Source organism: Shimia sp. FJ5 (assembly GCF_032918335.1).
GTDB classification, from domain to species: Bacteria; Pseudomonadota; Alphaproteobacteria; order Rhodobacterales; family Rhodobacteraceae; genus Shimia; species Shimia aestuarii_A.
The window spans coordinates 150,124-162,379 of the sequence record NZ_JAWJUV010000004.1 but is presented as its reverse complement, the minus strand read 5'-3'; the positions used below and the strand labels follow the sequence as shown (position 1 = coordinate 162,379).

The following is a 12,256-nucleotide window of genomic DNA, read 5'->3' as shown; positions in this document are numbered from 1 at the left end:
GGTCTTAGAGCGCTTCAGCGCCCGAGATGATTTCAATAAGCTCGTTGGTAATCACAGCCTGACGCGAGCGGTTATACTCGATGGTCAGCTTGTCGATCATATCGCCTGCGTTGCGGGTCGCGTTGTCCATTGCGGACATCCGCGCGCCCTGCTCCGAAGCGCCGTTTTCCAGCAGTGCTGCGAAGATCTGTGTCGCGACGCCGCGCGGCAGCAGGTCGGCAAGGATTGCCTCTTCGCTGGGCTCGTAGTCGTACAGGGTCGACGCACCATCGGCCTCGGCACCCTCAAAGGAGGCCGGGATGATCTGCTGTGCGGTTGGAACCTGGGTCACGACGTTGACGAACTGTGCATAGAAGATCGTCGCAACGTCGAACTCACCGTTGTCGAACCGGCCGAGGATGTCGCGCGCAATACCTTGCGCGTCGTCATAGCCGACACGTTTCACTTCGGTCAGGTCCACATGGCCAACGAACTGGTCACCCAGCTCACGCTTGAGCGCGTCGCGGCCTTTCTTGCCGACGGTCAGGACCTTGACGGTCTTGCCCTCAGCGGAAAGTTCCGCAGCTTTCGCGCGCGCCAGCTTGGCGATGTTCGCGTTAAAGCCACCGCAGAGGCCGCGTTCAGCGGTCATCACCACGAGAAGGTGGGTCTGATCGCTGCCGGTCCCCGACAGAAGCTTGGGCGCAGAGTCGGAGCCGCCGACCGACGCCGCGAGCCCACCGAGAACGGCATTGAACCGCTCGGTATAGGGGCGCGACGCCTCGGCAGCATCCTGCGCGCGGCGAAGTTTCGCCGCGGCAACCATCTGCATGGCTTTGGTGATCTTCCGAGTGTTTTTCACACTCTCGATCCGGTTTTTTAGGTCCTTCAGACTAGGCATTGTCCGAACCCCTTAAGCGAAGTCAGCTGCGTATTCGTCCAGCGCGGCTTTGACGCGATCAGCGGCATCACCTTTGATCTTGGGATCTTCGTCGGTGATCCACTGGAGAAGGTCGGCATGTTTGCCGCGCAGGTGTTGCAGGAGGCCCTGCTCGAAACGACCCACGTCCTTGACGTCGACCTTGTCGAGGAAGCCGTTCACACCGGCGAAGATGACGCAGACGATTTCCGCGTTGGTCAGCGGCGAATACTGAGCCTGTTTCATCAGCTCGGTCAGACGTGCACCACGGTTCAGCAGCTGCTGGGTCGCGGCGTCGAGGTCGGAACCGAACTGAGCGAAGGCCGCCATCTCGCGATACTGAGCGAGCGACAGTTTCACCGGACCAGCCACCGAGGACATCGCCTTGGTCTGAGCCGACGAACCCACGCGCGACACCGACAGACCGGTGTTCACGGCCGGGCGGATGCCTTGGTAGAAGAGTTCGGTTTCGAGGAAGATCTGGCCGTCGGTGATCGAGATCACGTTGGTCGGAATAAACGCCGAAACGTCACCACCCTGGGTTTCGATGACCGGCAGAGCCGTCAGCGAGCCAGCGCCGAAGTCTTCGTTCAGCTTGGCCGAACGCTCGAGCAGGCGGGAGTGGAGATAGAAAACGTCGCCCGGATAGGCTTCACGTCCCGGCGGGCGGCGGAGCAGCAGCGACATCTGACGATAGGCCACAGCCTGTTTCGACAGGTCATCATAGATGATGAGCGCGTGCTTGCCGTTGTCGCGGAAGTATTCCGCCATCGCGGTTGCGGCGTAGGGGGCAAGGAACTGCATCGGTGCCGGGTCGGACGCGGTGGCCGCGACGACGATCGAGTATTCGATGGCGCCGGTTTCTTCCAGCTTCTTCACCAGCTGCGCAACGGTCGAGCGCTTCTGGCCAACAGCCACGTAGACGCAGTAGAGCTTCTTGCTCTCGTCGTCGCCGGCGGCGTCGTTGTAGGATTTCTGGTTCAGGATGGCGTCGAGAGCCACGGCGGTCTTACCGGTCTGACGGTCGCCAATGATAAGCTCACGCTGGCCACGACCGATCGGGATCATCGCGTCGACCGACTTGAGGCCGGTTGCCATCGGTTCGTGAACCGATTTACGCGGGATGATGCCCGGCGCTTTAACGTCTGCGACGTTGCGCTGGGTCGCTTTGATCGGGCCCTTGCCGTCGAGCGGGTTGCCGAGACCATCGACCACGCGGCCGAGAAGTTCGGGACCAGCAGGCACGTCCACGATCGAGTTGGTGCGCTTGACGGTGTCACCTTCTTTGATGTCACGGTCCGAACCGAAGATCACGACACCAACGTTGTCGCTTTCAAGGTTGAGGGCCATACCCCGGATACCGCCCGGAAATTCCACCATCTCACCGGCTTGAACGTTGTCCAGGCCGTAGACACGCGCAATACCGTCACCGACGGAGAGCACGCGGCCGACCTCGGCCACTTCGGCTTCCTTGCCGAAGTTCTTGATCTGGTCCTTCAGGATCGCAGAAATCTCTGCTGCTTGGATACCCATTTATCCGACCTCTTTCATTGCATTCTGGAGGGAGGCGAGCTTGGAGGCGATCGAGGTATCGATCATCTTGGAGCCCACTTTAACGACAAGACCGCCGACAAGAGACTTGTCAACGGCCGCATTGATCTTGACGTCCTTGCCGACACGCGCGGCAAGAGTCTTGGCAAGTTTTTCGCTCTGCGCCTTGGTGAGCGGCTTGGCGGTCACCACGTCTGCAGTCACCTCGCCCTTGTCCTCAGCGATGAGTTCGCGCAGGCGCGAGATCAGCTGGGGCAGGACAAACAGGCGGCGCTTTTCGGCCATCAGGGCCAGCACGTTCTTCAGCACCGGCTGAAGACCCATTTTCTTGGCGATTTCGGCAATGGCCTTGGCCTGGTCGTCGCGGCTGTAGAGCGGCGAGGAAATCAGGTCGCGCAGTTCTGCACTGTCGTCCAGTGCGCTGCTCAGGTCGTCAAGGCCACCTTCCAGTTTGGAAAGCGTCTTGTTCTCTTTCGCGATCTCGAAGACCGCGGTGGCATAGCGTTCGGCGATGCCGGAGGAGATCGAAGCTGGTTCGGACACGTCCACCCTTCCGCGTTCTGGCCCCGAATTTCGGCATACAATTGTATGCTGCACTCGGGGGCGTTTCATAACCCCGTTGGATCGGGGCAGTAAAATCCAGCGACGATGTAGCAGAGCCTTGCCCACCTAGCAACATTGTTTGCCGATTTACGGTTTTCGCGAAAACCCCATATTTTCAAGGCGTTTTGCCAAGTGCGACCCTTTGCTCGCGACCCTGCGTCAAAAAAAATTCCGGGAATCCGTGGATTTTCGCGATTCCCAAAGGCGACAAGGCGGAAAATGTTAGCGACAACAGGAGAAAATAGGCAAAGAACAGGCCGCGCGGGACGGCACCCGGCCCCGCCCTGACCCGAAGGGAAGGCTCAGACGGGCGCTGTCCCCGGTTTCGGGCTCAGCACGCCAAGCGGTTTGGGGACTTTGACATGAACCCCCGGCCCGCGCGGTGCGTGCACGCGCTTGGACGCCTCGATCATCAACACGCCCCCCGCCAGAACCGGCGCAATGGTGCGGCCGATACCTTCCCAAAGCGCCCCCGTCTTGCGCCAGAAGCGTTTGTGCGACGGCGGTTGATAAAGCGTGGCGCGGTTGCGTTCGGGCATGAACCCCGCGGCGCGCAGCTGGGATTCGAGCTGACCGATGGAATAGGGTCGGCCATAGCCAAACGGCGTGGCATCACTGCGCGACCAGAGGCCAGCGCGGTTCGGCACCACGAAAAGCGCCCGCCCACCGGGACCAAGCACGCGATAGGCCTCATCGAGAAGGTCCGCAGGCCGCTCGCAGGTCTCGAGCCCGTGCATCACCACAAGCCGGTCAACCCGCCCCGTCTCAATCGGCCAGAGCGTTTCCTCGCAGAGCACCGAGACATTGGCGAGCCCGGCAGGCCACGGCATGACCCCCTGTGGCGCGGGCATCAAGCCGATCACCCGACGCGCATCCGCGAGGTAGGGCCGCAAGAGCGGCACGGCAAAGCCGTATCCCGCAACCGTCATCCCCTTTGCCTCGGGCCAAAGTTCGCGCATCTCGTCGCGCACCGCTTTCTGTGCCGCGCGCCCAAGGGTGCTGCGGTAATAGAAGTTCCTGAGGTCCTGCACGTCGAGATGCATTGCAACTGTCCATATGATCGGCAAGTCTGGGGGCACCATAGCAACGTAAAGGCGAAAATCCATGCCCCTCGAGACAGTGACGATCCCCTGCCTTGCCGACAACTACGCATTCCTCGTTCACAATACGGACAGCGGTGAGACTGCGCTTGTCGATGCGCCCGAATCCGGCCCCATCCTAAGCGCCCTCAACCAACTCGGCTGGACGCTCGATACGGTGCTGTTGACGCATCACCACTGGGATCACGTCGACGGGCTTGCTGCCATTCTCGAGGTGCACAAGGCGCGGGTCATCGGCGCCAAGGCCGACGCACACCGCCTGCCTGCGCTCGACCTCGCAGTGTCCGAGGGGGATACGGTCACGGTCTGCGGCGAGGAGATGACGGTTCTCGATGTGTCGGGCCACACGGTCGGCCATGTCGCCTTTCACTTTCCCGCGACCGGCGTCGTCTTTACTGCCGATAGCCTGATGGCGCTTGGTTGTGGGCGCCTCTTCGAAGGCACGCCCGCCCAGATGTGGCAGAGCCTCGGCAAGCTCGCGGCACTTCCGGGCGAGACCATGGTCTGCTCGGGGCATGAATATACCGAAACCAACCTGCGCTTTGCCCTGACCGTCGATCCCGACAATCCCGCGCTCAAGGCGCGCGGCGAGGCGATTGCCAAGGCGCGCAAGGAGAACCGCCCGACCGTTCCGTCGATTCTCTCCGAAGAAATGGCTACAAACCCGTTCCTGCGTGCCGCCGACCCGGCCATTCGCGCCCAACTTGGCATGCAAGATGCGACAGACACAGAGGTTTTCACCGAAATCCGCCGCCTGAAGGACGCGTTCTAGGGCGGGTTTCACTGCCCAATGCCTCCCCCGAAACCGGCCCGCCAAAGGAAATGTGACCGGGAAAATGCAGAAAGTCCTTGAAGACCGGGCAAGATAGACCAAACTTTAAGAACATGAGGCCATGGTCGAACGGACACGACGCCCGAACGACCCAGAACCCGAAGGAGGACAAGAGCAGTGCCTTCATTCTCGAACACGCTCGAACAGGCAATCCACGCGGCGCTGGCCCAGGCCAACGCGCGCAAGCACGAATTCGCCACCCTGGAGCACCTTCTTCTTGCCCTGCTTGAAGAACCCGACGCCCTGCGCGTCCTTCAGGCCTGCGGCGTCGACCTCGAAGAGCTGCGTGGCAGCCTCGTGGAATATATCGACGAAGACCTTTCCACCTTGGTGACAGATATCGAAGGCTCCGAAGCGGTCCCGACCGCCGCCTTCCAGCGCGTGATCCAGCGCGCCGCGATCCATGTGCAATCTTCAGGCCGGACCGAGGTCACGGGGGCCAATGTCCTCGTCGCGATCTTTGCCGAACGCGAAAGCAACGCGGCCTTCTTCCTGCAAGAGCAGGACATGACCCGCTATGACGCCGTGAACTATATCGCGCATGGGGTCGCCAAAGACCCCGCCTTTGGCGAGGCCCGCCCGGTAAGTGGCGCAGATCTCGGTGACGAAAGTACCGTGGATGCCACCCCCGAGGGCGACAATAAGGAAAGCGCGCTTGCGAAATACTGTGTCGATCTTAACGCCAAGGCGCGCGCCGGGGATATCGACCCGCTGATCGGGCGCGATTCCGAGGTCGAGCGCTGTATTCAGGTGCTCTGCCGCCGCCGTAAGAACAACCCGCTCCTCGTCGGCGATCCGGGTGTTGGCAAGACCGCCATCGCCGAGGGCCTCGCGCATCAGATTGTCAAGGGCGACACCCCCGAGGTTCTGGCCAATACGACGATCTATTCGCTCGACATGGGCGCGCTTCTCGCGGGCACACGGTATCGCGGTGACTTTGAGGAACGCCTCAAGGCCGTGGTAACCGAGCTTGAGGATCATCCAGACGCGGTTCTTTTCATCGACGAAATCCATACCGTGATCGGTGCCGGCGCAACCTCGGGCGGCGCCATGGATGCCTCCAACCTCCTGAAGCCCGCGCTTCAGGGCGGCAAGCTGCGCACCATGGGATCGACCACCTACAAGGAATTCCGCCAACACTTCGAAAAGGACCGCGCCCTTTCCCGCCGGTTCCAGAAGATCGACGTGGTCGAGCCTTCGGTGCCCGACACGATCAAGATCCTGAAAGGGCTCAAGCCCTATTTCGAAGACCATCACAGCGTGAAATTCACCAATGATGCGATCAAGACGGCGGTTGAGCTTTCGGCGCGCTATATGAATGACCGCAAACTGCCCGACAAGGCGATCGACGTGATCGACGAAGCGGGCGCCGCGCAGCATCTCGTGGCCGCCTCCAAGCGGCGCAAGACCATCGGCGTCAAGGAGATCGAGGCCGTGGTCGCCAAGATCGCCCGCATCCCGCCCAAGAACGTCTCCAAGGATGATGCCGAGGTTCTCAAGGATATGGAGAAGACCCTCAAACGCGTGGTCTTTGGTCAGGACAACGCCATTGAGGCGCTGTCGTCGGCGATCAAGCTGGCCCGTGCGGGCCTGCGCGAACCGGAAAAACCCATCGGCAACTATCTCTTTGCCGGGCCGACCGGTGTCGGCAAAACCGAGGTCGCCAAGCAACTCGCCTCGACGCTTGGGGTCGAATTGCTGCGCTTCGACATGTCCGAATACATGGAGAAACACGCCGTTTCCCGCCTGATCGGCGCGCCTCCGGGCTATGTCGGTTTTGATCAGGGCGGCCAGCTGACGGATGGCGTCGATCAGCACCCGCATTGTGTCCTCCTTCTCGACGAGATCGAAAAGGCGCACCCGGATGTCTATAACATCCTGCTGCAGGTGATGGACCACGGCTCGCTCACCGATCACAACGGGCGCACCGTGGATTTCCGCAACGTGATCCTCATCATGACCTCGAACGCCGGCGCTGCCGAATTGGCAAAATCCGCCATCGGATTTGGCCGCGACCGTCGCGAGGGCGAGGATACCGCCGCCATCGAGCGCACCTTCACGCCGGAATTCCGCAACCGTCTCGACGCGGTGATTTCCTTCGCACCGCTGCCCAAGGACACCATCCTGCAGGTGGTCGAGAAGTTCGTGCTGCAACTTGAGGCGCAGCTCATGGATCGCAACGTGACCATCGAACTGACCCCGAAAGCGGCCGAATGGCTCGCCGACAAGGGCTATGACGACAAGATGGGCGCTCGCCCGCTTGGTCGCGTGATTCAGGAGCATATCAAAAAGCCCCTCGCGGAAGAGCTGCTGTTTGGCAAGCTCGCCAAGGGCGGTGTGGTCAAGGTCACGGTCAAGAATGGCGAGCTGAAGCTGACCTTCGACGGCCCCGACAACCCACGCCTGACAGGGTCCAAGCCGCCGCTTCTCACCGCAGAGTAATGCACCGGCTCGCCTTAGCAACGGCCGCCGCGCTTGCGGCGGCCCCTGCTTTTTCCGAAGGGATCACCCTCGCGCTGCCCGTCGATTGCGCGCTTGGAGAGACCTGTTTTATTCAGAACTATGTCGATGCGGACCCCGGCCCCGGTGCACAGGATTTCACCTGCGGCCACCTGACCTATGACGGTCACAAAGGCACCGATGTGGCCCTTGCCACCCATCTTGAGGCCCTGTCCGGTGTGAACGCTCTCGCCGCGGCCCCTGGCGTGGTCACCGCCACGCGCGATGGTGTGCCAGACCACTTTCTTGGTGCCGAAATGGATTTTCCCGAGGGACAGGACTGTGGCAATGGCGTCGTGATCGATCATGGCGATGGCTGGGTCACCCAATATTGCCACATGCAAATGGGCTCTATCGCGGTACAGCGAGGTGAGAAGATCGACACCGGCGCCGTCATTGGACAGATCGGCATGTCCGGGCGCACCGCTTTCCCACATCTGCACATCTCCGTGCGCCATAACGGTACGCTGGTCGATCCGTTCAATACCGACGACCGCCTCACCTGTGGCACGCAAGGCGATGATACCCTCTGGCAAAAGAACACCCCCTATCGCGCAGGCGGCCTTATCAACGCCGGGTTCAGCTTTGGTGTTCCAAGCTACGATCACGTCAAATGGGGCAAGGCCCACGCCCCCCGCATCTCTGCGGCACAAGGCGGGCTGGTGCTTTGGGGGCATCTCTTTGGCACCCGTCCCGGCGACACGATGCATTTCAAGATTGAAGGCCCCAATGGCCTCTTTTCCGAACACGATGCGACCATCGACAAGACGCAGGCCCAAGCCATGCGCGCCGCCGGGCGCAGACTGCACGCGGGCAACACCGTTCCGGGCCGCTATATCGGCACAGTCACCCTGATCCGCGACGGGCGCGAACTTGGCCGCCTCACGACCGAAACAACACTGACCGACTAGGCCGCCCTATTTCTCGGTGATCTTCAACTCAATCCGGCGGTTCTTGGCCCGCGCCTCGCGCGTGTCGCGGGGGTCGAGCGGTTGGTACTCGCCAAAGCCGTTCGCCGAAAGACGGTTCGGCGGGATGCCAAGGAAATTCACCATATAACGCACCACCGACAGCGCCCGCGCCTGACTCAGCTCCCAGTTATCTGCAAACTCTGCGCCGTTGATGATCGGCACGTTGTCGGTATGCCCATCGACCCGGATCACCCAGTCGATCGTATCGGGAATATCGTCCGCGACACTGCGCAGGATCCCCGCGATCTTTGCAATCTCGCGCTCGCCCGCTGTCGAAAGCTCGGCCCCGCCCGGCGGGAAAAGCACCTCGGAGGAAAACACGAACCGGTCGCCGACGATCCGCACGCCCTCTTGCCCTGCAAGCACCTCGCGCAGGCGGCCAAAGAACTCCGAACGATATTGCTCAAGGTTCTTGGCCTCTTCCTCAAGCCGCTTGCGCTCGGCCTCTTCGAGTTGCCGCCGCCGACGCTCCTCGGCCGCGGCACGGGCCAGCGCCGCGTTGAGGTCAGTGCCAAGACTCTGAAGCCGGACCTGCGCCGCCGCATCGCGTTCCTTGGCATCGTCAAGCAACGCCTGAAGCGACCCCAATTGCTGGCGCAGGGCGGCAACCTGTTGGTTCAAGAGCGCCACTTCGCGCTGGCTCTCGGCAGAGCGCGCCTCGACATCGGCAAGTTCCGCATTCGCCGCCTTGAGAAGCGCGGCACGTTGCTCGGCTTCGCTGAGTTGGGTCTCGGCGTTCTGTTCTGCCGCGACTTTGGCGGCCAATGCGGCGGCAAGCTGAGCCTCGATCTCGGCCTTGTCGGCGGCCAGCGCCTCGGCCTCGGTGCGGCGTGCGGCGAGGTCTTCGTCGGTGGCAAGCTTCGCCGCGACCGCCTCGGCCAGACGGGCGCGCAAATCCTCGAGGTCGGCCTCGCGTGCGGCAATCGCAGCGCTCATCTCTTCGCCTTGCGCGGCGCGGTCCGCTTCTGCCGCGGCCAACGCGGCCTGCGCCTTGGCCAGCGCCTCCTCGGTGGTTTCCTCTTCGAGAAGCGCCGCCGCGAGCCGCAGATCGAGGTCGTCGCGCGCCTTCTCCGCCGCCGCCAGAAGGGTCAGCGTTTCTTCGGCCTTCTTGCGCTGTGCCTCAAGCGCAAGGGTCATCGCTGTCAGTTCCGCATCCGCCTCTTCAAGGCGCTTGCGCAAGGCTTCGCTCGCCGCCGCTTCAACGAGGCGCTGTTTCTCCTGCTCATCCAATTCCGCTTCGAGGCTTTCGGCACGGGCAAGAAGCGCGGCGCGGTCCTCGGCGCTCGCCTCGGCCTCGGCGTTCAAATCGGCAATCATCGCTTCGAGCGCCTCGCGCCGGGCCGCCGCCAAACGGGCCGCCTCGGCCTGTGAATCGATCTCGTCGCGCGCCGTGGCAAGCGCAAGGTTAAGCGCCTCTTGCTCGCTTAGAAGTTCGGCCTTTTCCCCCTCGAGCGCGTCCACCTGCGCAAGCGCCGTATCCCGCTCCGAAAGAAGCGCCGCGACCTGTGCCTCAAAGCTTGTGATCTGGGTCTGTGCTGCGGCGAGGGCGTCTTCCCGCGCCGCAAGATCGGACGACAGCGAGGCAATCAGCGCGGTTTGTCGGGCCACTTCGTCCTGCGCATCGTTCAACGTCGCCCGAAGTCCGCCAACCTGCTGTTCAAGGGCCGCATTGGCCTGTTGCTCAAGGCCCAGCGCCTGCGCCAGCGCGGCAACCTCGGCAGAGAGCTCATCAAGCTCTGTCTCTTGTCCGGAAATCGTCTCGCGCAGAACGAATTGCACCACCATGAAAATGGTCAGCACGAACATCAGCACAAGCAGAAGCCCGGTCATCGCATCCACGAAACCGGGCCAGATCGACGCTTGGAAACGTTGTCCGGTACGGCGGGACAGGGCCATAGCTTAGCCCTCCTGCCCCTGCGATGGATCATCCTGCGCTGGCTTGCGCTTGCCCCGACGCGCGCCGCCGCCTGCATTGGCGGCCTGCTGACCCTGCTTGAGAACGCGGCCCAGCGCGGCAAGATCGGTGCGCAACTCAATCATGCTTTCCTGTCGCCCGGCGGAAATCTCTTCAAGAATACGCAGCATCTGAACGTCGATCGAGCGCAGGCGCATCCGGCTCTCGGCGTCGATGCCACCGTCCGCGTCCGTCTCTGCCCGCGCCTCGAGCGTCGCGATAAGATGTTCCTGACCTTCGGCCACCCGCAAAAGCGCCTGCGTCGTCGGCGCGTTGGCCTCCATCCGCTCGGTCATCCGTGTCATGCTCTCGGCAAGCTGGCCAAGCTTGTCATCAACCGCGGCCTGCCGTTCCCCGGCCTCGGTAAAGAGCGTGCGCAGGCTGTCCATCTGCTCGCCCATCTGGTCGAGGACAAGGGCCATCGCCGCCTCGTCGATGCCGCCCTCCCCTTCGCCATCTCCCGAGCTATAGCCAAGGCGTGTGATCGACGAGAGCCATTCTTCAAGCTCGCGGTAAAAACGGTTCTGCCCATGCCCGGCAAACAGTTCCAAAAGGCCGACAATGAGCGAGCCCGCCAGACCAAGCAACGACGAGGCAAAAGCCACGCCCATACCGCCAAGCTGGCTCTCAAGTCCGGTCATCAGCCGCGAGAAGACCTCGACCCCGCCTTCGCCCTCTTGTGGTGCAAGGCTGCGGATCGTGTCGACCACCGCCGGAACCGTCGTGGCAAGGCCATAGAACGTCCCCAGAAGGCCAAGGAAGATGAGCATATTGACGAGGTAGCGCGTGATCTCGCGCCCTTCGTCGATCCGTGTCGCCACAGAGTCGAGGATCGAGCGCGTCGAGGTGGCGCTGATCTGGCTATAGGTGCTGCGTGACTTGAGAAGTGTCGCCAAGGGCGCAAGGAGCGAGGGCGCGCTTGATGGCTCCCCGCCTTCGCTTCCAGTCGCGAACCTCTCGATCCAGCGCACCGAATTGATGAGCGAAAAGACCTGCCCAAAACAGGCGAGAACCCCGATCACGAAGACAAGGAAGATGAACCCGTTGAGATAGGGGTTGGCGATAAAGACCGGCTGCACCTTCGGAAAGGCGACATAGGCCAATAGCCCGACAAGTCCGAGCACGATCAACATCAGGATGATCTGGCGGACAGGATGAGAGAAATGCAGCTCGACTTCGCGGTCCTGCTGGTCCATCTGGACAGCCCCCGGCACGTTGTTTTTCTGCGCTCACCCTACTGGCTCGCAGGGCAGGTGCCAAGGTTTTATCACCGGGCCGGGCGGTCGTGCCGCGTCACGTCCCCGTCAGTGCCCGGACACGCGCCGAAAGCCAGTCGAGATCGCCATCTTCGATGCCAAGTTCCGTCAGGTGCGATGCCGTGTTGTGCAGGTAGTCGGTATTCGGCCCCCGCCCGCCCACAGCGCGGGCGATGATCTGGGCCTGTTCCTCCAAGTCGAGATGGCAATATTGCACGTGGTCGGGGTCGATCACGTAGGTCACCGCCTCGATGCGTCGCCCATCGCGTAGTTCGACCTCGAGATTGGTTTCGAAATAGGCCGACGAGACGAGTTCCCGCTCGCGAAGGTATGCGAGCGTCTGCGCCTCCTGCCCCTCGGCCACGGCCAGCGCGACACCCTGACAATGCGCGCCGTCCTCGGCATCAAGTGCCAGTACAAGCCCCGGTGCCTCGACCGTGCCGCGATGGTGGATCGAGCGCATACAGAAACTCCGGTGCCAGCCCCAAAGCGTGCCGACCGCCTGTTCCTGCACTTCGAAACCGGGGTTCCACAGTAGGGAACCATATCCGAAAACCCACATCGTCATGCCTCTGGTCCTTATGTTGCGGGG

At 62.2% G+C, this 12,256-nt stretch carries 10 protein-coding genes; 3 read left to right on the top strand and 7 right to left on the bottom strand.

Annotated elements, in window-relative coordinates:
* Window positions 1–4 precede the first annotated feature (4 nt).
* The 4 genes from R1W01_RS13735 to R1W01_RS13720 all read right to left on the bottom strand — a co-directional run bounded on the left by R1W01_RS13735 (window position 5) and on the right by R1W01_RS13720 (window position 4,095).
* Window positions 5–880 carry a F0F1 ATP synthase subunit gamma gene (locus R1W01_RS13735; RefSeq protein ID WP_243613973.1) on the bottom strand — a complete coding sequence of 292 codons (876 nt, stop codon included), beginning with the start codon at window positions 878–880 and terminating at the stop codon, window positions 5–7.
* A 12-nt stretch (window positions 881–892) separates the two neighbouring features.
* Window positions 893–2,431 (bottom strand): F0F1 ATP synthase subunit alpha, encoded by a 1,539-nt coding sequence (atpA, locus tag R1W01_RS13730; RefSeq protein ID WP_243613974.1) that lies wholly within the window; start codon window positions 2,429–2,431, stop codon window positions 893–895.
* Window positions 2,432–2,998, bottom strand: coding sequence for a F0F1 ATP synthase subunit delta (locus R1W01_RS13725; protein ID WP_243613975.1), 567 nt, complete (start codon window positions 2,996–2,998; stop codon window positions 2,432–2,434).
* Window positions 2,999–3,354: 356 nt separating this feature from the next.
* Window positions 3,355–4,095, bottom strand: a complete 741-nt coding sequence (locus R1W01_RS13720; protein ID WP_297755893.1) for a class I SAM-dependent methyltransferase — start codon at window positions 4,093–4,095, stop codon at window positions 3,355–3,357.
* Between the two features lie 61 nt (window positions 4,096–4,156).
* Here R1W01_RS13720 and gloB point away from each other — a divergent pair, with 61 nt between their 5' ends.
* The 3 genes from gloB to R1W01_RS13705 all read left to right on the top strand — a co-directional run bounded on the left by gloB (window position 4,157) and on the right by R1W01_RS13705 (window position 8,394).
* On the top strand, window positions 4,157–4,924 hold the full coding sequence (gene gloB / locus R1W01_RS13715; protein WP_297755892.1) for a hydroxyacylglutathione hydrolase: 768 nt from the start codon (window positions 4,157–4,159) through the stop codon (window positions 4,922–4,924).
* Between the two features lie 177 nt (window positions 4,925–5,101).
* Window positions 5,102–7,426, top strand: a complete 2,325-nt coding sequence (gene clpA, locus R1W01_RS13710; protein WP_297755891.1) for an ATP-dependent Clp protease ATP-binding subunit ClpA — start codon at window positions 5,102–5,104, stop codon at window positions 7,424–7,426.
* Complete coding sequence (locus R1W01_RS13705; protein ID WP_297755889.1) at window positions 7,426–8,394, top strand: M23 family metallopeptidase; 969 nt, start codon at window positions 7,426–7,428, stop codon at window positions 8,392–8,394. Before clpA ends, R1W01_RS13705 begins: the two co-directional genes overlap by 1 nt.
* A gap of 6 nt (window positions 8,395–8,400) precedes the next feature.
* Here the strand turns inward: R1W01_RS13705 and R1W01_RS13700 are convergent, their stop codons facing one another.
* The 3 genes from R1W01_RS13700 to R1W01_RS13690 form a co-directional block, all read right to left on the bottom strand.
* Window positions 8,401–10,350, bottom strand: coding sequence for a peptidoglycan -binding protein (locus R1W01_RS13700; protein ID WP_297755887.1), 1,950 nt, complete (start codon window positions 10,348–10,350; stop codon window positions 8,401–8,403).
* A gap of 3 nt (window positions 10,351–10,353) precedes the next feature.
* Window positions 10,354–11,604 (bottom strand): biopolymer transporter ExbB, encoded by a 1,251-nt coding sequence (locus R1W01_RS13695; protein ID WP_243613981.1) that lies wholly within the window; start codon window positions 11,602–11,604, stop codon window positions 10,354–10,356.
* A 97-nt stretch (window positions 11,605–11,701) separates the two neighbouring features.
* Window positions 11,702–12,232 carry a gamma-glutamylcyclotransferase gene (locus R1W01_RS13690; protein ID WP_297755884.1) on the bottom strand — a complete coding sequence of 177 codons (531 nt, stop codon included), beginning with the start codon at window positions 12,230–12,232 and terminating at the stop codon, window positions 11,702–11,704.
* Window positions 12,233–12,256 lie beyond the last annotated feature (24 nt).

Coding starts and splice junctions, on each gene's coding strand:
- R1W01_RS13700 (WP_297755887.1), bottom strand. CDS start 10,350: ATGGCCCTGTCCCGCCGTACCGGACAACGTTTCCAAGCGTCGATCTGG.
- atpA (WP_243613974.1), bottom strand. CDS start 2,431: ATGGGTATCCAAGCAGCAGAGATTTCTGCGATCCTGAAGGACCAGATC.
- R1W01_RS13695 (WP_243613981.1), bottom strand. CDS start 11,604: ATGGACCAGCAGGACCGCGAAGTCGAGCTGCATTTCTCTCATCCTGTC.
- R1W01_RS13705 (WP_297755889.1), top strand. CDS start 7,426: ATGCACCGGCTCGCCTTAGCAACGGCCGCCGCGCTTGCGGCGGCCCCT.
- gloB (WP_297755892.1), top strand. CDS start 4,157: ATGCCCCTCGAGACAGTGACGATCCCCTGCCTTGCCGACAACTACGCA.
- R1W01_RS13690 (WP_297755884.1), bottom strand. CDS start 12,232: ATGACGATGTGGGTTTTCGGATATGGTTCCCTACTGTGGAACCCCGGT.
- R1W01_RS13720 (WP_297755893.1), bottom strand. CDS start 4,095: ATGCATCTCGACGTGCAGGACCTCAGGAACTTCTATTACCGCAGCACC.
- R1W01_RS13735 (WP_243613973.1), bottom strand. CDS start 880: ATGCCTAGTCTGAAGGACCTAAAAAACCGGATCGAGAGTGTGAAAAAC.